18 protein-coding genes and 1 other RNA gene are annotated in these 21,809 nt (G+C 53.5%); 8 read left to right on the top strand and 11 right to left on the bottom strand.

Annotated features, from left to right (window positions below; genetic code table 11):
• Positions 1-190: 190 nt before the first annotated feature.
• Positions 191-572: RNase P RNA component class A (gene rnpB / locus MIM_RS22325), an RNA gene on the bottom strand.
• A gap of 136 nt (positions 573-708) precedes the next feature.
• On the opposite strand from rnpB, the gene MIM_RS05020 reads away from it, so the two are divergent.
• Positions 709-2,529, top strand: a complete 1,821-nt coding sequence (locus MIM_RS05020) for an ATP-binding cassette domain-containing protein (RefSeq protein WP_025371674.1) — start codon at positions 709-711, stop codon at positions 2,527-2,529.
• Here the strand turns inward: MIM_RS05020 and MIM_RS05015 are convergent, their stop codons facing one another.
• On the bottom strand, positions 2,530-3,210 hold the full coding sequence (locus MIM_RS05015) for an O-methyltransferase (protein WP_025371673.1): 681 nt from the start codon (positions 3,208-3,210) through the stop codon (positions 2,530-2,532).
• 86 nt (positions 3,211-3,296) lie between these two features.
• Positions 3,297-4,358 (bottom strand): dihydroorotase, encoded by a 1,062-nt coding sequence (pyrC, locus tag MIM_RS05010; RefSeq protein ID WP_025371672.1) that lies wholly within the window; start codon positions 4,356-4,358, stop codon positions 3,297-3,299.
• A 479-nt stretch (positions 4,359-4,837) separates the two neighbouring features.
• Between pyrC and MIM_RS05005 the strand changes: the two genes are divergently transcribed.
• Complete coding sequence (locus MIM_RS05005; protein WP_014751679.1) at positions 4,838-5,113, top strand: SWIB/MDM2 domain-containing protein; 276 nt, start codon at positions 4,838-4,840, stop codon at positions 5,111-5,113.
• A 130-nt stretch (positions 5,114-5,243) separates the two neighbouring features.
• Here MIM_RS05005 and MIM_RS05000 read toward each other — a convergent pair whose 3' ends face one another.
• The gene (locus MIM_RS05000) at positions 5,244-5,969 is read right to left on the bottom strand and encodes a FadR/GntR family transcriptional regulator (RefSeq protein WP_025371671.1); all 726 of its coding nucleotides are present in this window, start codon (positions 5,967-5,969) and stop codon (positions 5,244-5,246) included.
• A 148-nt stretch (positions 5,970-6,117) separates the two neighbouring features.
• Between MIM_RS05000 and MIM_RS04995 the strand changes: the two genes are divergently transcribed.
• The 5 genes from MIM_RS04995 to fucP all read left to right on the top strand — a co-directional run bounded on the left by MIM_RS04995 (position 6,118) and on the right by fucP (position 10,726).
• Entirely contained in the window at positions 6,118-7,395 is a 1,278-nt protein-coding gene (locus MIM_RS04995; protein ID WP_025371670.1) for an L-fuconate dehydratase, read from the top strand.
• A gap of 38 nt (positions 7,396-7,433) precedes the next feature.
• Positions 7,434-8,258, top strand: a complete 825-nt coding sequence (locus MIM_RS04990; RefSeq protein WP_025371669.1) for an amidohydrolase family protein — start codon at positions 7,434-7,436, stop codon at positions 8,256-8,258.
• Positions 8,259-8,278: 20 nt separating this feature from the next.
• Entirely contained in the window at positions 8,279-9,055 is a 777-nt protein-coding gene (locus tag MIM_RS04985) for an SDR family oxidoreductase (protein WP_025371668.1), read from the top strand.
• Positions 9,056-9,069: 14 nt separating this feature from the next.
• On the top strand, positions 9,070-9,414 hold the full coding sequence (locus tag MIM_RS04980) for an L-rhamnose mutarotase (protein ID WP_025371667.1): 345 nt from the start codon (positions 9,070-9,072) through the stop codon (positions 9,412-9,414).
• Positions 9,415-9,496: 82 nt separating this feature from the next.
• Complete coding sequence (fucP, locus tag MIM_RS04975; RefSeq protein WP_025371666.1) at positions 9,497-10,726, top strand: L-fucose:H+ symporter permease; 1,230 nt, start codon at positions 9,497-9,499, stop codon at positions 10,724-10,726.
• A gap of 101 nt (positions 10,727-10,827) precedes the next feature.
• Here the strand turns inward: fucP and MIM_RS04970 are convergent, their stop codons facing one another.
• The 5 genes from MIM_RS04970 to hpsN all read right to left on the bottom strand — a co-directional run bounded on the left by MIM_RS04970 (position 10,828) and on the right by hpsN (position 15,937).
• Positions 10,828-11,142: a DsrE family protein gene (locus MIM_RS04970; protein WP_025371665.1), complete on the bottom strand. Its 315-nt coding sequence runs from the start codon at positions 11,140-11,142 to the stop codon at positions 10,828-10,830.
• Between the two features lie 192 nt (positions 11,143-11,334).
• On the bottom strand, positions 11,335-12,339 hold the full coding sequence (locus tag MIM_RS04965) for a galactitol-1-phosphate 5-dehydrogenase (RefSeq protein ID WP_025371664.1): 1,005 nt from the start codon (positions 12,337-12,339) through the stop codon (positions 11,335-11,337).
• A 51-nt stretch (positions 12,340-12,390) separates the two neighbouring features.
• Positions 12,391-13,758, bottom strand: a complete 1,368-nt coding sequence (locus MIM_RS04960; RefSeq protein WP_025371663.1) for an MFS transporter — start codon at positions 13,756-13,758, stop codon at positions 12,391-12,393.
• A 77-nt stretch (positions 13,759-13,835) separates the two neighbouring features.
• Positions 13,836-14,603, bottom strand: coding sequence for an SDR family NAD(P)-dependent oxidoreductase (locus MIM_RS04955; protein ID WP_025371662.1), 768 nt, complete (start codon positions 14,601-14,603; stop codon positions 13,836-13,838).
• Between the two features lie 20 nt (positions 14,604-14,623).
• Positions 14,624-15,937 carry a sulfopropanediol 3-dehydrogenase gene (gene hpsN, locus MIM_RS04950; RefSeq protein WP_025371661.1) on the bottom strand — a complete coding sequence of 438 codons (1,314 nt, stop codon included), beginning with the start codon at positions 15,935-15,937 and terminating at the stop codon, positions 14,624-14,626.
• A 238-nt stretch (positions 15,938-16,175) separates the two neighbouring features.
• Between hpsN and MIM_RS04945 the strand changes: the two genes are divergently transcribed.
• Positions 16,176-17,222, top strand: coding sequence for a LacI family DNA-binding transcriptional regulator (locus MIM_RS04945; protein ID WP_025371660.1), 1,047 nt, complete (start codon positions 16,176-16,178; stop codon positions 17,220-17,222).
• Between the two features lie 24 nt (positions 17,223-17,246).
• Here MIM_RS04945 and MIM_RS04940 read toward each other — a convergent pair whose 3' ends face one another.
• Positions 17,247-18,668, bottom strand: a complete 1,422-nt coding sequence (locus MIM_RS04940) for an efflux transporter outer membrane subunit (protein WP_042069985.1) — start codon at positions 18,666-18,668, stop codon at positions 17,247-17,249.
• Positions 18,665-21,808 carry an efflux RND transporter permease subunit gene (locus MIM_RS04935; RefSeq protein WP_025371659.1) on the bottom strand — a complete coding sequence of 1,048 codons (3,144 nt, stop codon included), beginning with the start codon at positions 21,806-21,808 and terminating at the stop codon, positions 18,665-18,667. The genes MIM_RS04940 and MIM_RS04935 overlap by 4 nt, the downstream gene beginning before the upstream one ends.
• Position 21,809 lies beyond the last annotated feature (1 nt).

The raw sequence follows: 21,809 nt of genomic DNA, 5'->3' as shown, positions 1-21,809 counted from the left end.
AAATGGTCAAGCCCTATTTAGTGACTTTTGTCAATCACAACAAAGACTTAGCCAACTTCGCCGAAAATGCGAAGTTTTTCTTGATAAAAATCATGGAGTTAAAATTAATTACAGAAAAATGTCAGAAAAAGTCGCTAATTTCAGAATAATTATTAGCATTTATTAACAATTGCGACTTGTGAGAAAAAGAAGACAGGAAAGGTCTGTAAGCCGGATTCTGTAAACCGGTTTCCCGGTTGGCAATCATTCCTCTGGCAACCTTATTACTAAGGCACTCAAGCCATCTACCCGCATGCTTGGACGAGCCGCCCTTCGTGACGAATCACACACATGCCTATTTGATGTTGCTCCGGATAGAGGTTACCGCGTTTCACCCTGACGCGCTGTCGCCCTTGCGGACGACGCCATACGGAAGTGGCCGTATCAGTGCGGTTAAGCCCGCGCGCCAGTCTCGTCTCTGTGGCCCTGTTCCTCGGCGGCGCAAACCACCGGACGGCTGTTAGCCGCTATCCTGCCCTATGGAGTCCGGACATTCCTCGATACTGACGTACCGCGATTGCCCAACCTTTCCTGCGGGCATTATTGTAACCGTGATAATGCCTCGCGAGCCAGCGATATCCGCAAGTAGACCCGCGATTAATGCGACAATGTTGGTATTGTTCAATTCCGGCACGCCCGGACCCTCTCTTTCAGGCTCGCAGTTTCCCTATGGCAGCAAATACGCTCATCACGCTACTGAACGCACAACTGGCCTTCGGCCACCACGCCCTGCTCGACAACGCTTCGCTGACTATTCAGGAGGGCGAGCGCATCGGCCTGATCGGCCGCAACGGCGCCGGCAAGTCATCCTTGCTGCGCATTCTGGATGGTCGCTCTGTGCCGGACGATGGCGAAATCTCGCGCCTGGGCTCACTGCGCTCAATGACGGTCGAACAGGAGCCCGAACTGCCCGAAGAAAGCACAGTGTATGACACGATTGTGGGCGATTTTCTGAGCACGGAAGACTGGCAGCGGCCAACGCGCGCCAATATGATGATCGAAGAACTCGGCCTGCCACCCGACAGCAAGATCGCCGGCTTATCCGGCGGCACCCGCAAGCGTATTGCACTGGCGCGTGCCTTTGTCGAACAGCCCGATCTGCTGTTGCTGGACGAACCCACCAACCATCTGGACTTTCAGGGCATCGCCTGGCTGGAAAAACGTATTCTGCAAAACCGTGGCGCATGCGTGGTCATTACCCATGATCGACGCTTTCTGGATGCCATCACCACCCGGATCGTGGAGCTGGATCGCGGCAAGCTGCACAGCTACCCCGGCTCATTCAGCCAGTGGCAGGTGCATAAGGCCGAGTGGCTGGCCGCCGAAAAACTGCAAAACGAGCGCTTCGACAAGGTACTGGCCCAGGAAGAGGTCTGGATACGCAAGGGGGTGGAAGCCCGTCGCACCCGCAATGAAGGCCGGGTGAAAAGACTGGAACAGTTAAGGCGCGAGCGCAGCGAACGGCGCGAACGCGTCGGCAATGTGAACTTTGCCGTAACCACGGGCGAACGCTCAGGCAAACTGGTTGCTGAGCTGGAAAATGTCAGCAAGTCGTTTGCCGATAAAACCGTGATCCACGACTACTCCACCACCATTATGCGCGGTGACCGGATCGGCATTATCGGCCCCAATGGTGCCGGCAAAACCACGCTACTTAAAATCATTCTGGGCAAACTGACACCGGACAGCGGCCAGGTCCGACTGGGCACCAACCTCTCGGTCGCCTATTTCGACCAGATGCGCGAGCAGCTGGACGACAACGCCGCGCTGACCGAAGTGATCAATCCCGGCAGCGAATGGGTGGAAATCGGCAACCAGCGCAAACATGTCATGAGCTATCTGGGTGATTTCCTGTTCTCGCCTGCCCGGGCCCAGTCCCCTGTGTCCAGCCTGTCGGGCGGAGAGCGTGCCCGCCTGCTGCTGGCGCGTCTGTTTGCCCGTCCGGCCAATGTGCTGGTTATGGACGAACCCACCAACGATCTGGATATTGAGACTCTGGAATTACTGGAAGAACTGCTGCAGGAATTTTCCGGCACCGTACTGCTGGTGAGCCACGATCGCACCTTCCTGAATAACGTGATTACCCAAACCATTGCCTGCGAAGGTAACGGCCAGTGGCGCGATTACGTGGGCGGCTATGACGACTGGCTGACTCAGCGGCCGTCGTCCATACAACAGCAGGAAAGCGCCAGCGCATCAACTCAGGCAAAGAATACGTCATCGACCCAGCCGCAGGCCGCTGCGCGCAAGGAAAATAAACCGGGCCGCCTGAGCAACTGGGAACAACAGGAACTGGAGCGTATTCCCCAGGAAATTGTGGTACTGGAAACCGAACAGGGCGAACTCACGCAACATCTGTCGGAACCAGACCTGTATGCCGATGGTCCGGAAAAGGCCGCCGGCATTCACGAGCGCCTGCTGGAAATTGAAGAAACCCTGCTGGCCAAGCTGGAACGCTGGGAACTGCTCGAAAGCAAGAAAGGCAACTGATCAGCCGTTGACAATAGCGATGGACAGGCCATCCCAGCCTTTGCTGCCCACGGTCTGAAAAGCCGTGGCAGACAGGGCCGGATTGCCGGTCATATCATCAAAGAAACGGCGCAAGCCCTTGATATTGCTACCATCGGAATGTGCATCCAGAATCTGCCCCTGCCGCACCACGTTATCGGCCACGATCACCGTACTTGGCGCCGACAGCTGCAGTGCCAGTTCCAGATAACGCGGATTGTTTTCCTTGTCCGCATCCATAAAGATAAAATCGAATGGCGCGGCGCCCTCATCAATCAGCGCCTGCATTGAATCGACAGCACGGCCGACACGGATCTCCACCCGATCTTCCACGGCGGCTATCCGCAGGCTTTCGCGCGCGACTTTTACATAGTTTTCGTCAAAATCCAGGGTAATCAGGCGACCATCCGGTCCCATACCCAGTGCCATCCAGACGGTACTGTAGGCGCCCAGTGTACCCAGCTCCAGAATCCGCTTTGCGCCCTTGATGCGCACCAGCAGGTTCAACAGCTTGCCCTGATTAGGCGCCACCTGAATCGCCGGCATGGCATGCGCTTCGCAATGCGCGAGCACTTTGGCAGGAATGGTATCGTCCGCCAGCAGCAGACGATTGAAATAATCATCGACCGCAACGTAACGTTCCGGCGTAATCTGAATTTTCATCGTATCGGTACTCTAATAACAAAAGTGGCGGCAGCGATCGCCGGACCATTACCCATATTCATCGCCCAGGCCTGTTGCCGGTCTGTTTAATCGGCAAACGACCAGTTCAGCGTTTCACCCGCAGCCAGCGGGACTAATTCGGTGGCACCATATTCAAGCGTATAGGGCACTTCTAGGGGCTTGCGCTCCAGCGTGACCGTCTCGGTATTGACCGGCAGGCCGTAAAAAGCAGGTCCGTTCAGGCTGGCAAAGGCTTCCAGCCTGTCCAAACGCCCCGCCTGTTCGAATGCCGTGGCGTACAACTCGAGCGCATGCAAGGCCGTATAACAGCCGGCGCAGCCGCAGGCATGCTCCTTGAGCCCCCTGGCATGCGGTGCACTATCGGTACCCAGGAAAAAGCGATCACTATCACCAGTGGCTGCAGCCACCAGCGCCTGGCGATGGGTTTCGCGCTTCAGGACCGGCAAACAGTAATAATGGGGCCGGATCCCGCCTGTAAAAATAGCATTGCGGTTGTACAGCAGATGGTGAGCGGTGATCGTGGCTGCAACCGGGCCCTCTGCCTGCGTCACATAATCAACACCTTCCTTGGTCGTAATATGTTCGAACACAACTTTCAGCGATGGATAACGCTGGCGCAGCGGAATCATCACGCGGTCGATAAACACCGCCTCGCGATCAAACAAATCAACAGTCTGATCGGTCACTTCGCCATGCACCAACAGAGGTACGCCATATTTTTCCATCGCTGCCAGTGCCTTGTCACACTGATCCAGCAAATCGGTCACCCCAGCATCTGAATTGGTAGTCGCGCCCGCCGGGTACAGTTTGACGGCGTGCACAAAATCGGCAGCAGCAGCCTGCTCAATATCCTGCGCCGTCGTACCAGCGGTCAGATACAAGGTCATCAAAGGTGTAAAGGTGGCGGGATCACGTCCGGCTTCCTTCAGCGCCGCAACAATGCGGTCGCGATAGGCACCCGCCTGCTCAACCGTTGTCACCGGGGGACGCAGGTTAGGCATAATAATGGCGCGGCGGAACTGGCGTGCAGAATGCGCAACCACGGCGCGCAACGCTTCCTCGTCGCGTAAATGCAAATGCCAGTCGTCTGGCTGAATAAGGGTGATGGCAGTATCTGTAATCAACATAATAATGGTGGTCCTTTTGATGACCAATACTATACAGAAAACCGGGAGGAAATTTCGTGCTGACGTACCCGCTGCCTATACTGACACGAGCTGACAAGAACAAAAGCCCCTGCAGATCTTCTCCGCCTGTGCAAATATTGAGCAACTTGCGCGCTTCTGTCGCCAGGCACAGAGGCAGCAATGACGCCGCCAGCGGCGGTTTTCACTGACCGATAACTGAACGAAACGCCGCAGCCCCGCTCAAAGCGGCTTATGCACGACAACGCTAATAATTCTTAACAAATCATTTATTTTCAAAAAAATCAAAAAAATCTTATAAAAGACACCGTATTTCACCCATTTTCTTTTATTTTGCACGCAAAAAACCATATCTGTAATTTTCGCCAATTTCGCTCAAAAAAAAACTATGCAAGAGGCAAATTACACGTTATTCTCTTCCATGTACGAATATACACACGCCTTTATGGAGATTTATAAACATGGCAACAACTTCAGAAAAACCAGCCCGTAAGCCAAACGCAGCTTTCATGAAACCGCTGACTCCCAGCGCTGAGCTGGCTCAAGTAATCGGCAGTGATCCGTTACCTCGTACAGAAGTGACCAAAAAAATCTGGGAATACATCAAGAAACATGATCTGCAGGATCCTAAAAACCGTCGCAATATTAATGCTGACGCGAAACTGCGGCCTATTTTCGGTAAAGATCAGGTCAGCATGTTCGAAATGACGAAACTGGTCAGCACACATCTGAAATAATCAGCAGTGTCCTGCCTCCAAAAAAACGAATCCTGTGGGTTCGTTTTTTTTCGCCCCTGCTTTGCCACTGCCTATGGCAACGCCCTGAATACAAACACCCAGTCAATGCCTGCAGGGGGAAAAATCATTCTCACGACGCGCTGTCGACACTGCGCATAAAAATCCGAATCACATTTGTCAGATGCTGGTGCATCGCCTGCCTGGCGCCATCTGCGTCCTGCTTATCCAGTGCCAGCAATATATTGTGGTGCTCCAGTTGAGACCGCAACGGCATATCATCCGGGGTATATAGCTGCTGCAAGCGGCCAAACAGCTCGGTATATTGTTTACCCAGAAGGTAGCGCACAAAAAAAGCATAGGCGCCATTTTCAGCCGCTTCGGCAATGCGAATGTGGAACAACCGGTCACCGATATGATCCTGCGAGTGATTGAGATTGTCCTGCACGTTCATCAGATACGCATCCTTAATAGACTGCATTTGTTCGTCGCTGCGCCGCTGCGCCGCCTGCGCTGCAATTTCCGGCTCCAGCACCAGACGCGCCTGCAGCAATTCAAATGGGGTTACCTCTGTTGACAGGGCAAGATGAGGCAATAATTTAGGATGAACGGGCGGGTCTTCATGATTGACCTGTGCCGGACCACGCTGCAGTACATACACCCCGCTACCCAGTCTGACCTCAACCCAGCCCGACACCTCCAGCGCGATGATCGCTTCCCGTACCGAAGTACGGCTCACCTGAAGCTGACTGGCCAGCTCTCTTTCAGGCGGGATACGACTGCCCACCGGATAACTGTTATTCAGGATTTTTTCGCGGATGCTTGCGGCAATCCGTTGATAAACGCGATCACTTTCCATGTATGACTCTAATAATTAATCGAAAAAAACTTGCAAACCACCAGAAATTCGCCTAAATTGTACAGACCAATTTAATTGGACTGACCAAATTAGGCGAATTTACAGGTTGGTCTGATCACTGACTCATTATAGCGTTGCAGGAGACACCATGACAAAGATCACCCAAATGGAAGTGCTGGATATCCGCTTTCCAACATCAACCGCTCTGGACGGGTCCGATGCAATGAATCCCGATCCGGATTATTCAGCCGCTTACGTCATCCTGCATACGGACAATCCATCTCTGGCCGGTCATGGCTTGACCTTCACCATCGGCAGGGGCAATGAAATCTGCTGCCAGGCCATTGAAGCCATGCGTCATCTGGTTATCGGCCTGGATATGGATAGCGTCAAAGCCTCACCCGCCCAGATGTGGCGCAAACTGACCAGCGACAGTCAGTTGCGCTGGATCGGTCCCGACAAAGGCGCCATGCATCTGGCCACCGGTGCTGTCGTCAATGCGATCTGGGACTTATGGGCCAAAATGGAAGGCAAACCGGTCTGGAAACTGGTGGCAGATATGAGTCCGGAACAGCTGGTCAATTGCATCGATTTCCGCTATCTGACCGATGCCATCACCCAGGATGAAGCCCTGCGATTATTGCAGGAGCGTGCGCAAGGAAAAGCAGCGCGGGAAACATCGTTGCAGTCTGAAGGCTATCCCTGCTACACCACGTCCGCCGGCTGGCTGGGTTACAGCGACGAGAAGCTCGCCCGCCTGTGCCAGGAAGCGATCGACCAGGGTTTCAATTACATTAAACTCAAAGTTGGTCGCGATCTGGAAGAAGACAAGCGCCGTGTGCGTATTGCACGGGACATTATCGGCCCGGATCGTAAACTCATGATCGATGCCAATCAAACCTGGGAAACCGAACAGGCGATCACCTGGGTTCAGGAACTGGCCTTTGCCAATCCGTGGTTCATCGAAGAACCAACCAGCCCGGACGACATCGAAGCACACCGCCGGATTCGCGAAGCCATCGCGCCTATACAAGTTGCGACCGGTGAAATGTGCCAGAACCGGATCATGTTCAAACAGTTTATGAGCCGCCAGGCGATTGACGTCGTACAGATTGACGCCTGCCGCATGGGCGGAGTCAATGAAGTCCTTGCCGTTATGCTGCTGGCCGCGAAATTTAAGCTTGCCGTCTGCCCCCACGCGGGCGGCGTCGGCTTGTGCGAATACGTACAGCATTTGTCCATGATTGACTACCTGTGCTTCTCTGGTACGCATGAAGGCCGTGTCACCGAATATGTGGATCATTTGCACGAGCATTTCATCGATCCCTGCGTCATCCGTCATGCAGCCTATATGCCGCCTAGCGCTCCCGGCTTCAGTATCGAGATGAAGCCAGAGTCTCGTCGACAGTACGCTTTCAGGGCCTGATCCATACAAAAAAAAAAAAATAATCAGGAGACAGTTTTATGATAGATACGCATGTTCATTTCTGGCATTACAACCATGATGAATTTCCGTGGATCGGGGAGGATCAGGCGGCGCTGAGACAAAACCGCCTGCCCGGCGATCTCACTGCACTCAACGCGGGACGCATTACGGGTGCCATCGCAGTGCAGGCCAGACCCATGCTGAGCGAAAATGATTTTTTGCTGCAATTGGCACAGGCCAATCCGATCATCAAAGGCGTCATCGGCTGGTTTGATTTTGATGCCGGCATTGAACCGCAACTGGAAACCGCAGGCGGTCACGCCATGATTAAAGGCTTTCGTCATCTGATACAGGACGAGCCGCAGCCCTCACTGTATTTGACCGAACACCAGGGTCTGCAACAGGGCGTTCAGGCAATCCAGCAACAGCATTACATCTATGAAGTGCTCGCGCACCAGGCTGATCTGCCTGCGGTTATCAAGTTCTGCGCGCGCCATGACAAACACTGGCTTGTCATTGATCATCTGTGCAAACCGGCGTTTTCGAGTCCATCCGCATTTGACTGGTGGCTGCTGCATATGCGCAAGCTCGCTGCCCTGCCCCATGTCGTCGTCAAAATATCCGGTCTGGTGACCGAAGCAGGCCCACACGCAACTGCTGCAGACTTGCAGCCTTATGTCGATGAGGTCTGGGCACTGTTCGGCCCGGAACGCCTGCTGTGGGGATCCGACTGGCCCGTGTCATCTGCAACCCATTCATATTCCAGCTTGCTGACCTACTGGAAAGATAATACAAGTGATCGGCAACAGGCAGAAATCCATCGGGTAGAACTGGCCACGCCGGTGAAAATATACCAACTGTAATTTAAGAACGAGAGAGACAAATGGATCTGAATTTAAAAGGCAAAGTCATTATCGTAACGGGTGGCGGGTCAGGCATTGGCGAAGCCATCAGCCTGACACTCGCAGAAGAAGGGGCCGTGCCGGTTATATTCGCGCGCTCACCCCTGTCACAGCCACTGCATGAGAAACTGTCCGCGTCTGCTTCAGGCTACGCCTTCCGACAACTGGAACTGATGGACGAAGCTGCATGTGCGGCCGCGATCAGCGCAACGGCAGAGCAATATGGTCGCATCGACGGCGTCGTCAATAATGCCGGCATCAACGATAATGTTGCGCTTACTGCAAGCGTAGATGAATTTCGTCTGTCACTGGAAAAAAATCTGGTGCACTACTTCACCGTGGTGCACCATGCCCTGCCTCATCTTAAAAAAAGCCAGGGCAGCATCGTTAACATAGGCTCAAAAACAGCCGTTACCGGTCAGGGACAAACCAGTGGATATTGCGCAGCCAACGGTGGCCGACTCGCTCTGACACGTGAGTGGGCCGTCGCGCTGCTGAACGATAAAATCCGCGTCAATGCAGTGATCCCCGCCGAAGTGATGACCCCACTCTACGAATCATGGATCGGCAGCTTTGATAACCCGCAGGAAAAGCTGGCAGGTATCACCGCCCGCATCCCCTTTGAGAAGCGCATGACCACACCACGCGAAATAGCCAACACCGTGGTCTTTCTGCTATCGGATCGATCCTCACATACGACAGGAGAGTGTCTTTTCGTGGATGGTGGCTACACCCACCTGGATCGCGCCATCGTTTGAGAGGAGGTCATTGCATGACTTATCAGCGATATTGCCTGGCCCTGGATCTGGTCGACGATCCGGAAAAAATTCAAACATATATAGTTCAGCACAGAAAAATCTGGCCCGAAGTCAAAGCCAACATTCTCGCTTGCGGCATCATCGATATGCAGATCTGGCATATCGGCACGCGCCTGTTCATGATCATGGAAGTAGACGAGACATACAGTCCCGCGCGCGCGGCTGCGATTGCCGCGAACGAGCCCAGAATCGAAGAATGGGAAACCCTGATGTGGCAATTTCAGGTACCCACTCCATGGACGCCAGCGGGTGAAAAATGGGTAGCCATGGAAAAAATATTCGATCTGAAACTGCAATAGATTACCGCAAGAATTATCGCATATGCAATAACCAATCAAACAATACCAAACATAAAAACAAGTATCAACAACGGAGATTTCAATGAAGCACGCTATCACCGACAATCGCTATCGTACCGGCTACATTCTGGTTACGACGCTTTTCTTTATGTGGGGTCTATCCTATGGACTACTGGATGTGCTGAACAAGCACTTCCAGGATGCCCTGCATATTTCCAAGGCACAATCCGGATTGTTGCAGGCCGCCTACTTCGGCGCTTATTTCATCATCGCGCTGCCCGCCGGAATGTTCATATCAAAAAAAGGATATAAGGCTGGCATTATTACCGGTCTCTCGCTCTATGCAATCGGCGCCCTGCTCTTTGTACCCGCATCCAGTGCCATGACATTCCCCTTTTTCCTGTTCGCACTGTTTGTACTGGCTTGCGGTCTTGGCTTTCTGGAGACTGCAGCCAATCCCTATTCATCGGCACTGGGCGCACCCGAAACGGCAGAAACACGCCTTAATTTATCTCAATCCTTTAACGGCTTTGGCCAGTTTTGCGGCCCGCTCATCGGCGGCCTGTTTTTCTTCGAAGGCGCCTCTACCGAACAGTCTGGTGCTCAGAACAGCGCGGTGACCATCACTTATGTCGCCATTGCCATCGTTGTCGTATTACTGATTATCCTTTTTGCGCGCACCAGGCTGCCGGATCTGCGCGATGCGGAAAATCTACTCGATCAGAAAAACGCCTCAAGCAACCAGCGCTCACTCACCTCACACAGGGAATTTATCGGCGGTGTCGTTACTCAGTTCTTTTATGTTGCGGCTCAGGTGGGTGTTGGGGCGTTCTTTATTAACCTCACGCTGGAAACCTGGAATGGATTCGAAGCCAAAGACGCCTCATTCCTGCTCTCGATAGGTTTGCTGGCATTTATGATTGGTCGCTTTGTCAGCACCGGCATCATGACGCGCATTCCGGCCTCTCGCCTGTTGGCGATCTATGGGATGATCAACGTCGTACTTTGCGGCATGGTCATGACCGCTTTGCCTGGTGTGGCCAGTGTCGCGGCCATCGGCATTTTCTTTTTCATGTCCATCATGTTTCCCACTATTTTCGCCATGGGCGTAAAAAACCTGGGTTCCAAAACAAAAATTGGCAGCTCGTTTATGATCATGGCCATCGTAGGTGGCGCCGTGATGCCCTATTTTATGGGGAAAATCGCTGACGGCCACCATACCGCGCTCTCCTACGGCCTGCCTTTAGTGTGCTTCATTATTGTGGCCGTATATGCTGCACTGTATGACAGGCTGAGTCGCAAATCCGCATAGGTGATGACTATCGGTAAACTGCAAGAAAGGCCGGCTTATTATGCCGGCCTTTTTTGCATGACTTCACAACAAGAGCGCCGTAAAAAATGGTTTTGCCCCTTTCAGGCACGTATATAAATCCATCCGTCCTGCTGCAGTCGGGCAAGCTCAAGCACCGCGCCATGCGCAAGCACCTGCAGCGGCGCGCGGTTCTGGCGATTCGCCTGCTTCAGGGTATTGGGACATAACCAGGTGATGGCATCACAAGTGTCGTGTGGTTCATCCAGGGCTGCCATCACCGCCTTTGCGTTAAGCACGATTTTAACCTGCGCAGCCGGCGCTTCGCGCAGCAGATTACCGGCGTTACTGCGGGCTCGCTGCAACGCATCTGCGGTTGGCGCATGCAGCACTACTTTTAAAACGGTTTGATCGGTCATGACAATCCATGTGCAAAAAGACGATTATCGCATCGTTCCAGACCGAATACGAGCAACGCACCAGGAAAGCACCCGTTGCATCGCACACCAATGTGCAATAAATGTTCCTGAGCCAGACCGCTCAATAAATGAAGCGTGCAGCTGTCGTCCCACAGCACGCACAAAACATCGCCCTCACAAACGAGGCTCCCATCAATGCGGCAACAGTACCACTTTACCCGAGGCAATGATTCCCTGATCCAACTCAGTAAAGGCGGTCACACCGTCATTAAGAGAGCGCGTCTCTACCCAGGACAGATCCCCAAAGGTGCCATTATGCAATGCGTTGACGGTGGCATACATGTCCGCCATGGTATAGGTATAGGTTCCCAACAACGTGATTTCTGCTAGCGTCAGCTTGCGCATATCAATTTCGCTACCCCAGTCCTGCAACCCGATATGCAATATCGTTCCGCCCGGGCGGACGCTGTTTAACGCCGTATTGCGTGTGGGCTTCGCTCCCACCGCATCCACAACCAGATCATAATAGTCCTGCCGGGGCGTAGTCGCTATCGGATCGATAGCCACGCATCCTGCATGCCTCTCGGCTGACGCCCGCCGCAAAGCATTGGTCTCTGCCAGATCTACATGCTTACAGCCATAAGCGCGCAACAAAATGGCAGTCAGCAAACCGATCGCCCCGCCTCCAATCACCAGTACGCGCCCCTCCGGCAATGGCCGATGCATTCTTGACATGGCCAGATTCAGCGCATGCAGCACGGTGGCTGCCGGCTCCGTCACGGCCGCCATCACCGGCGGCATATCGGCGGGGACAGGAATCACTGACTTGGCAGGTACGGACATAAATTGCGCAAAAGCGCCGGCACGCGACATCCCCACCATGCCGCGATTGCTGCATAAATTGTCCCTGCCCTGCAAGCAATATTGGCAGACCCCACAAGTTATCAGCGGATTGACTGTCACCTTCTGGCCAACCTTGATTGTATCCACTGCACTTTCTGCCACGACGCCAGCCAGTTCGTGGCCCAGGACAAGACCAGGCTTGCGCCTCGGATCGTGTCCATGATAGGCGTGCATATCAGATCCACAAATGCCCGCCGCTTCGATGCGCAGGACCACTTCTCCTGCCTGCAGTTCGGGCAAGGGTCGTTCCCGTAATTCCATTTCATTCGGTGCGGTATAAACCAGTGCTTTCATTTGAAAAACTCCTCGTGTGCAGATCCGGCTTGCGCCGGATTTGGTACAGATTCAAGATATCGACGTTTGCGCGGAGCCAGCCGCTCCCTTGTAGGCGTATGTACCATGATCCGGTACATGTCGGGCAATCCATCGGGTACATGCAACGCTAAGCAGACCCGCTGCGAGCACATACAGGCATAACAGCCATGGTGCGCCGCCATTGATATCGGTCAGCACCGTCGCGACAATGGGTGTGAGACCGCCCGCCACAACGCCTGCTAACTGATACACAAATGAAATCGCGGTATAACGCACTTTTGCATCAAAGCAAGATGAAAACAATGACGACATGGTGCCAAATACAGCGGCGTGAAATATGCCAAACGGAATAACAATAGCGAGCCAGACCAAGTAGATATTGTCGGCAAAGGTCTGCATCACATAGAACGCAGGAAACGCCGACAACGATGCAAACAGCGCACCGAGGCCATAGACACGAGCTTTACCGACCCTATCCGCAACAGACCCCCAAAACGGGATAAAGCACGTCATCAATATCGCACTCATCATCACGCCTATCAGGGCAGACGTACGAGGCAAATCCAGCTCACGAGTCAGATAATTAAGTGAGTAAACACCAAACACATTAAAAAATACGCCGTCAATCATACGTGCCCCCATGCAGGCTAATATCATGCGCGGATATCTGCGGAGGGTTTCAACCAATGGCAGCACGGTCTTTTCTGCATTCTCTGATAGAGCCGCCTTCTGCTTCATCGCTTCAAATTCGGGCGACTCGGACACATGATTGCGAATGTAGCCACCCACCAGCGCCATCAGTCCGCTTAAAAGAAAAGCAACACGCCAGCCCCACTCCAGAAACGCCTCATTACTCAGTTTCCATGACAACAATCCCACCACTCCGGAAGCCAGCACTAAGCCAAGCGACATGCCCATCTGAGGAATACTGCTGAAAAAACCGCGACTCGCTTGCGGAGCAGATTCATACGTCATCAATACCGCCCCGCCCCATTCACCACCCAGCCCAATTCCCTGCACGATACGAAAGAACAGCAATAGTATCGGTGCCCAGATGCCAATCTGAGCATAGGTTGGAATAAAACCGATAGCAACGGTTGCTCCGCCCATTAACAGCAGCGTGAGCATCAGCATTTTCTTGCGACCAATGGTATCGCCAAAATGTCCGAATATGACGCCGCCCAGCGGCCTGGCAACAAACCCCAGCGCAAAGGTGCCGTACGCCAGCATGGTGGATATAAATTCGTTCTCACCGGGAAAATAAAGCTTGTCAAACACCAGTCCGGCCACCACGCCGTACAGGAAAAAATCGTACCACTCGATAATTGATCCAAACAAGCTCGATATTGTTGCCCGATGCAGATTACTGCGGGCCTGCCCATGTTCTGAAGTACTCATGTTGTCTCTGCTCCATAATGCTTTTATTCTGTTTTATATATTGAAGAACGGCAAAATACTGCCGTAGGAAATACTGCCTACTTCGCTGTGTAACCTCCGTCAACCATGATTACCTGACCAGTGATATAGCTGGATGCCTGGCTGGCCAGAAACACGGCAACACCATGCAGATCATCCAGCTGTCCGTTGCGTCCAATGCACGTTTGCGCTGCGTGACGCTGACTCAGGTCTGCCTGGCCAAATACCGAAGCGGTCAGCGGCGTCGGGAAAAAGCCCGGTCCAATGGCATTGCAGGTAATGCCATAAGGCGACCACTCCTGAGCGATCGCACGTGTTAATTGCACCACACCACCTTTTGCTGCTCCATACGGAGCGCTGTCGGCAAAGGCACGATATGATTGTAAAGATGCAATATTGATAATGCGCCCCCACCCCTTTTTCTTCATGGCTGGCGCCAGCGCCTGGGTAAGAAAAAAGGGAGCTGCCAGATGCAGTTCCATCTGCTGACGCCAGGAGTCATAATCCACCTGCTCAAATGGCTGGCGCAGGTTGACGCCTGCCGCATTCACCAGAATGTCGATATCGCCGACGCTAACCATTGCCTCATCTGCGCATGCCTGCAGCGCTGAGTGATCAGCCAAATCGCATATGCAATAACGCGCCGCAATGCCCTCCTCGGTCAATAGCGCAACCTGATCGATTAGTGGTTGCTCGCGACGAGCAACCAGAACCACCTGCGCGCCAGCCAGCCCAAGCCCTCTGGCGATTGCCGCGCCAATCCCGGAGTTGCCTCCGGTCACCAGGGCCGTCCTGCCAGAGAGACCAAACAGTTCACGATTTTTCATAGTTCTCTCCTGTTCGTCGTCTATACAGTCACAGCCTCGCCTGCATCGAAGGTCTCACCGGGAAAATATTTTGCCAAACGATCGTCTGCGGTACGAGCATGCGCTTCCATCCCTTCCAGCCGGGATATTCGCGCTGTAACCTGACCAATCTGCCTGACCGCATCTTTGGACATACGCTGCCAGGTGAGTGTTTTCATAAATTTGTGCACGGACAACCCTCCCGAGTATCGTGCCGCACCCTTGGTTGGCAACACATGATTGGGCCCGCTGCATTTATCCCCAAAGGCCACGGTAGACTCTTCACCCAGAAACAGCGAGCCATAACACGTCAGGCGTTCCAGCCACCAATCCAGATCTCTGGCCTGAACTTCAAGATGTTCCGATGCATAGCGATCAGAGACTTCCACCACCTCCTCACGCGTATCACAAATGATAATTTCGCCGTAATCACGCCACGCAGCAGTCGCCGCTTCTCTGGCAATACCGGGCAGTTGCTCGATGAGTTGCGGTATACGCTCAGCCACTTTTTGAGCCAGAACGCGTGACGTCGTGAACAACCACGCCGGCGACTCATGCCCGTGTTCGGCCTGCCCTACCAGATCACTAGCGACAATTTCCGGATCGGCCGTTTCATCTGCAATCACGGCCACTTCGGAAGGCCCGGCGAATACGTCGATGCCCACCTGACCAAAAAGGCTGCGCTTGGCCTCCGCAACAAATTTATTACCAGGCCCTACCACCACATCCGCCGCAGTTCCGGTAAACAAACCAAAAGCCATACTGGCAATAGCCTGCACGCCACCAAGTGTCATGATGGTGTCGGCGCCAGCCGTGCGGAATGCATACAACACGTATGGGTGCATGGCGCCGCCACGAAACGGACTTGAGCAGGCAATAATATTTTTCACGCCTGCCGCTTTTGCCGTGGCCACACCCATATATGCAGATGCAATATGCGCATAACGGCCAGCCGGTGCGTAACAGCCTACAACGTTTACAGGCAATACCCGCTGACCGGCTGTGACACCGCCCGGCAACGCAACGGAAAATTCTTCAATAGACTCGCGCTGTCTTACCGCGAAGTCATAAACCTGCCGCACAGCAAATTCAATATCCTTTTTGATGGAAACTGGAATATCCCGGGTGGCCTGATTGATTTGCGCATCGCTCATCACAATCTCACCAGTCCATTTATCCAGCTTGCTCGCATACTCCCGCACGGCTGCTTCACCACGCGCGCGTATATCTGTCAGCATTTCATCGACAACCGCCCTGGCGGTACCGGTTTCAGTCTCAGGTGTCTTGTCTGCCTTTTTTAGATATTCAATTGTCATTTTTTATCCCTAAAATGTATTCGCTTTCATAAAAAACAAAATATATAACAAAATAACTAATTGTATTTATTGATTTTTTCATAAATAAAAATTAAACAAGCATAGTTTATTTTTAATAAATGTATGCGCTTACATTTTATTGTAGGGAAGGATTAGGAGCGCGTCAATGCGTAAACCGTAAATATTTTCATGGCGGCTTATAATTCATCCTGATTATGAATAAAGACAAAGGCCAGCCATGAAACACCGGGCGCGCATTGCAGACGTCGCATCCCTGGCAGGGGTGTCAGTTGCCACTGTATCCCGTACCCTGTCCAACCCCGATTCAGTCAAACCCGCTACCCGGGAACGGGTCCAGCGGGCCATTGATGAATTAAATTACTTTATGGATGGCTCGGCACGTGCGCTGGCATCTGGCCATGGCCATACGGTCGGCATGGTCGTCCCGACGCTGGATAATTCCATCTTTGCACTGGCTGTGCAGGGACTGCAAACAACGCTGGCTGCTCACGGTTATCAATTGCTGATTGCAGCTCATGAATATAATCTTGAGACTGAAGCCCGGCAGGTTCGCGCCTTGCTGGAAAAACGAATAGACGCATTGGTTCTGGTTGGTACTCATCATTCCGACGCAACGTGGGATCTGGTACGACGCAGTGGCACACCGTTACTGGTGGCCTGGGCCACGCATGAAAGCTATCCTTCAGTGGCTTTCGATAATCGTCTAATTGGACAGTTGGCCGCCGAACATCTACTTGCGCTGGGTCATACACAATTCGGCATGATTTCAGGGTATACACGGTACAACGACCGTGCCCGGCAACGTGCTGACGGATTCATCGAAACGCTGCAACGCAATAATATTGCATTTGACAAGCGCAATCTGATTGAACAGCCCTTTGGCTTTCCGGGCGGGCGCACTGGCTGGACGCGTTTGATGCAGTTGCCAGTACCGCCCACGGCGATTTTTTGCGGTAATGATGTATTGGCAATGGGATGCATGTTCGAGGCGCAGAAACATGGCATCCAGTTGCCCCGGGATCTCTCTATTGTTGGCTGCGACAACCTGCCCATTGTGTCGCACCTGCCTCCCGGGTTGACCACTGTGCAATTACCTACCTATGAGTTAGGAATAGAATGCGCGCACTCTGTACTGGAATGGATAGAAAAGGATGCTCGCCCTGCCTCTGTCTGCCTGGATATTGAGCTCATTGTGCGCGGGACTACCGGTAAGCCGCCAGCGACGCCAGACACGCTGTCGGCCAATAAATCCAACCTGGCATAGACTCCGGAGATCACTGACTACCGTTTAACCGGCATTCATGCCTCCACCCAGCACCTTATAAAGCGTTACCCGATTCTTTAAATCGGTCAGATACAAACTCAATTGCGTTTGTTGGGCGCTGTACAGCGTGCGTTGCGCATCCAATGCATCCAGGTAGCCATCGATGCCATTACGGTATCGCGCATCGGCAAGCCGGTAGGCCGCCTGACTGGCCTGCACCAATGCCTTCTGAGCATCTAGCTGCTCTTTCATCGACGCACGTACGGCCAGGGCATCGGCCACTTCACTGAAAGCGGTCTGAATGGATTTTTCATAATCGGCCACGGCGATATCGCGTTCCGTTTCCGATACTTTCAGGGATGCCTGCAGATTGCCTGCGTTAAAAATCGGAATACTCACTGTTGGAACAAAAGACCAGGTCCGGTTCGCCCCCGTGAATAAACCTGACAACTGATCGCTGCTGAAACCGCCGGAGGCAGTCAGGGAAATGGTGGGAAAAAAGGCTGCACGTGCTGCCCCGATTTCGGCATTGGCCGCTTTCAGAGTATGTTCGGCGGACAGCACATCCGGCCTTTCCAGTAAAACCCGGGAACTCAGACTGGCCGGGATCTGTGCGAGCGTGACGGCACGTGTCGAACTGCCAGTTGGTAACAATGCATCGGGAACAGCCGTGCCGACAACCAATTCAAGCGCATTCCGATCCTGTTCGATTTGCGCCTTCTGTTGAGCGACATCCAGGCGCGCGCTTTCCACACTCGTGCGAATCTGCGCCAGATCCATGCCTGAAATCGCACCTACCTTATGACGCGCCTCACTCAGCGTCAGGGTTTTCTGCTGACTGGCCAGGGTATTGCCGGCCAGGGTCAGCAACTGCTGATTGGTAGCCAGCGTCAGCCAGTCGCCCGCGACTTCCGCGATCAAACTCAGTTGCGCACTGCGTTTGGTTTCTTCAGTTGCAAAAAAACGCTCTAATGCCTGATCATTCAGGCTCCGTATCCGCCCGAAAAGATCCAGCTCATAACTGCTGAAGCCAATTTCCGCCGAGTACTGTCGGCCAACGCTGGATGCGCCAGTCGTGCTGGCAGCAGCGGCGGTACGCGATGCAGTTTGCGTTCCGCCAACGCTGACCGACGGTAATGATTCGGATCGCTGCACCCGATATTCAGCGCGCGCCTTTTCAATATTCAGCACGGAGACACGCAAATCCCGATTATGCTCAAGCGCCAGGGCAATCACTTTGCGCAAGCGCTCATCCAGAAAGAATGACTGCCAGCTGATTTCAGACAACGGTGTGGCAGGATTTGTCTGCGTAGTTGCTGAGGCGGTGTTACTGCGCCACTGATCTGCAACGGGCATAGACGGACGTTGATAATCCGGGGCCATGCTCATGCAACCAGCAAGCAGCAGCGTACTCATCAGAACGGATAAAGAAAGTATTTTTTTCATGATTTTTCTTCAGACAAAACAATCGTTTCGTCGCTATTTTTGCGCTCAGGAAAGAACGACCGAATAACAACATAGAACAAAGGAACAAAGAAGATGCCAAGTAAGGTGGAGATGAGCGTGCCACCTAAAACGCCCGTACCCAGCGAATGTCGCGCGCCAGAGCCGGCGCCGGTGCCCAGCACCATCGGCAGCACACCAAGCATGAACGCCAGCGAAGTCATGATAATCGGGCGAAGACGCAAACCGGCCGCCTGCAGGGTTGCTCTCAGCAAGGACGTTCCCTGCTGCTCCAGCTCCCGGGCAAACTCCACGATCAAAATGCCGTTTTTCGCCGCCAGCCCCATGGTGGCCAGAAGACCCACCTGAAAATAAATATCGCTATTGAGGCCACGCAGCGTGGTCGCCAGTACCGCCCCCAGGATACCTACCGGTACCGCCAGCATGACGGACACGGGAATCGTCCAGCTTTCATACAATGCGGCCAGACACAGGAAGACAAAGAGAATCGTCGCCGCATAAAGCATCCAGGCCTGTGTGCCCGCCGCCAGTTCCTGATAGGACATTCCTGACCACGCATAGCTGTATCCGCCAGGAAGCTGCCCGACCAGATCAGAGACATGATTCATTGCCACCCCTGAACTGACGCCACTGCCCGCATCGCCGGTAATCTCCATCGCTTCCACACCATTAAAACGGCTGATGGTCTGCGGCGCATACGACCAGCGACCCTTAGTAAACTCCGACAGCGGCACCATATCCCCGGAGGTGTTGCGCACCTGCCATCGATCAATATCCTGCGGCAGCATCCGGGCCCCGACGTCGCCTTGTACGTACACCCGTTTGACGCGGCTATTGTGAACAAAATCATTCACGTAGGTGCCGCCCAATACGGTGCTCAGCGTACTGTTGACATCACTCAGATCCAGACCCAAAGCACTGGCCTTCTTATCGTACAGATCAAGTTTGAACGTCGGCGCGTCGTCCAGTCCGTTAAACCGGACGTTACTCAGATTACTGTTCCTGTTTGCAAGCATCAGTAATTGCTGCCTGGCCTGGACTAATTTTTCATGTCCATTGCCGCTGAGGTCCTGCAAATGCATCGTAAAGCCGGAGCTGTTACCAAGCCCGGGAATCGCCGCAGGCGTCACCACGAACACTTGTGCGTCACGCATCATCGATGCCATGTCACCGGTCAGCTTCATGGCAATCTGCTCGGCCGTCTGATCGCGCTCTTCCCAGTCTTTCAGCTTGACAAAACCCATGCCCGAGTTTTGACTGCTGCCGGAAGTACTGAAACCCGCAACAGAAAAAACGCTTTCCACACCCGGTTCTTTCTGTATATAGTCCGTCGCTTTTTGCATCGATGCCAGGGTCCGCTCCTGAGTCGCGCCCGGCGGCGTATTGAACATCACCATCAACATACCCTGATCTTCCTGCGGCAGAAATGAAGTAGGCAGCCGCAGGAAAAGCAGTCCCATCAATGCGATCATACAAAGGTAGGTCAGCAATCCGGTTTTGCGATACCGAACAACTTTTCCAACGCCTTTTGTATAACGTCTGGCATAACGATCAAAGTGGTGATTAAACCAGGCGAAGAACCGCCCCAGCACGCCGCGTCGGGAAACCTCACCACCGTGAGCGATGGGTTTAAGTATTGACGCGCATAGGGCCGGACTCAGGGTGAGCGCGACAATCACAGACAGAATCATTGCAGCTGAAATAGTGACCGCAAACTGCCGATAGATTTCCCCCGTAGAACCGCCGAAGAAGGCCATTGGAATGAACACCGCCGTCAGCACCATGGCAATCCCCACCAGGGCGCCGGTAATCTGCCTCATCGATTTGCTCGTGGCCTGCGCCGGCGAGAGCCCCTCTTCGGACATGACCCTCTCGACATTCTCCACCACCACAATTGCATCGTCCACCAGCAAACCAATGGCCAGCACCATGGCAAAGAGCGTCAGAGTATTAATCGAATACCCCAGCAGTGCCAGCACGCCAAACGTGCCCATCAACACGACAGGTACGGCGACCACCGGTATCAATGTTGCACGCCAGTTCTGCAGGAACAGATACATAATCACAACGACCAGGGCGATCGCCTCGCCCAGGGTCTTCACCACTTCACTAATGGACAGGCTGACAAATGGCGTCGTGTCATAAGCAATACTGTAGGTCAGTCCACTGGGGAAATGCTCGCTGAGCTCCTGCAGTTTCACCTTGACCGCCGCAGCGACGTCCAGTGCATTCGCCCCCGTAGCCAGTTCAAGACCCATACCGGCTGCAGGTTTTCCATTAAACCTGGACACTGACGAATAATCCTGGGAACCCATTTCAATGGTTGCCACATCACGCAAGGTAACGATCGCGCCATCCGTGTCGGATTTCAAAACAATATCACCGAATTGTTCGGGCGTTTGCAAGCGGCTGCGCGTGGTAACGGTGGCATTCAACTGCTGGCCTTTGGAAGCCGGCACCCCGCCCAGCTCACCCGATGACACATCGGCGTTCTGCGCTTCGATGGCGCTGGTCACATCCGAGGTGATCAGCTTGTAGTGAGCCATTTTCTCGGGATCGAGCCAGATTCGCATCGCATATTCGGAACCAAACACATTGGCGTTGCCCACGCCATTCACCCTGCTGATCGGATCCTGAATGGTGGACGCCATGTAGTCGGAAATATCCGTATCATCCATGCTGCCGTCTTCAGACAGAAAAGCGAGCACCATAAACATGCTGCCCTGATTGGACTTGGATACCGTCACGCCTTCCTGCTGCACAGCCTGCGGCAACATCGAATTGGCCTGAGAGACCTTGTTCTGCACCTGTACCTGTGCCGTATCCGGATTCGTCCCGGAGGCGAACGTCAGCGTCAGCTGAGCACTTCCGGTTGAACTGCTGGACGACATATAAAGCAGATTGTCCAGCCCGGTCATTTGCTGTTCCAGCACCTGAGTCACAGAGTTCTGTACCGTATCGGCATTCGCGCCGGTGTACGTCGCACGAATCGAAATGGACGGCGGTGCGATATCCGGGTACTGTTCAATCGGCAGGGAAAGAATGGAAATTAATCCGCCAAAGGTAATCACAATGGCAATAACCCAGGCAAAGATAGGACGTTTGATGAAAAATTGAGCCATG

It is taken from the genome of Advenella mimigardefordensis DPN7 (genome assembly GCF_000521505.1).
GTDB classification, from domain to species: Bacteria; Pseudomonadota; Gammaproteobacteria; order Burkholderiales; family Burkholderiaceae_B; genus Advenella; species Advenella mimigardefordensis.
The sequence above is the reverse complement of the archived record's forward strand: the minus strand, read 5'-3'. Positions and strand labels throughout refer to the sequence as shown.

Excerpts from the sequence above, each read along its gene's own strand:
- MIM_RS05000 (WP_025371671.1), bottom strand. The coding sequence starts at position 5,969 with ATGGAAAGTGATCGCGTTTATCAACGGATTGCCGCAAGCATCCGCGAA.
- MIM_RS04960 (WP_025371663.1), bottom strand. The coding sequence starts at position 13,758 with ATGAGTACTTCAGAACATGGGCAGGCCCGCAGTAATCTGCATCGGGCA.
- MIM_RS04965 (WP_025371664.1), bottom strand. The coding sequence starts at position 12,339 with ATGAAAGCACTGGTTTATACCGCACCGAATGAAATGGAATTACGGGAA.
- MIM_RS04940 (WP_042069985.1), bottom strand. The coding sequence starts at position 18,668 with ATGAAAAAAATACTTTCTTTATCCGTTCTGATGAGTACGCTGCTGCTT.
- MIM_RS04945 (WP_025371660.1), top strand. The coding sequence starts at position 16,176 with ATGAAACACCGGGCGCGCATTGCAGACGTCGCATCCCTGGCAGGGGTG.
- MIM_RS05015 (WP_025371673.1), bottom strand. The coding sequence starts at position 3,210 with ATGAAAATTCAGATTACGCCGGAACGTTACGTTGCGGTCGATGATTAT.
- MIM_RS04955 (WP_025371662.1), bottom strand. The coding sequence starts at position 14,603 with ATGAAAAATCGTGAACTGTTTGGTCTCTCTGGCAGGACGGCCCTGGTG.
- pyrC (WP_025371672.1), bottom strand. The coding sequence starts at position 4,358 with ATGTTGATTACAGATACTGCCATCACCCTTATTCAGCCAGACGACTGG.
- MIM_RS04970 (WP_025371665.1), bottom strand. The coding sequence starts at position 11,142 with ATGACCGATCAAACCGTTTTAAAAGTAGTGCTGCATGCGCCAACCGCA.
- MIM_RS04990 (WP_025371669.1), top strand. The coding sequence starts at position 7,434 with ATGATAGATACGCATGTTCATTTCTGGCATTACAACCATGATGAATTT.
- MIM_RS04995 (WP_025371670.1), top strand. The coding sequence starts at position 6,118 with ATGACAAAGATCACCCAAATGGAAGTGCTGGATATCCGCTTTCCAACA.
- MIM_RS05020 (WP_025371674.1), top strand. The coding sequence starts at position 709 with ATGGCAGCAAATACGCTCATCACGCTACTGAACGCACAACTGGCCTTC.
- fucP (WP_025371666.1), top strand. The coding sequence starts at position 9,497 with ATGAAGCACGCTATCACCGACAATCGCTATCGTACCGGCTACATTCTG.
- MIM_RS05005 (WP_014751679.1), top strand. The coding sequence starts at position 4,838 with ATGGCAACAACTTCAGAAAAACCAGCCCGTAAGCCAAACGCAGCTTTC.
- MIM_RS04935 (WP_025371659.1), bottom strand. The coding sequence starts at position 21,808 with ATGGCTCAATTTTTCATCAAACGTCCTATCTTTGCCTGGGTTATTGCC.
- MIM_RS04985 (WP_025371668.1), top strand. The coding sequence starts at position 8,279 with ATGGATCTGAATTTAAAAGGCAAAGTCATTATCGTAACGGGTGGCGGG.
- hpsN (WP_025371661.1), bottom strand. The coding sequence starts at position 15,937 with ATGACAATTGAATATCTAAAAAAGGCAGACAAGACACCTGAGACTGAA.
- MIM_RS04980 (WP_025371667.1), top strand. The coding sequence starts at position 9,070 with ATGACTTATCAGCGATATTGCCTGGCCCTGGATCTGGTCGACGATCCG.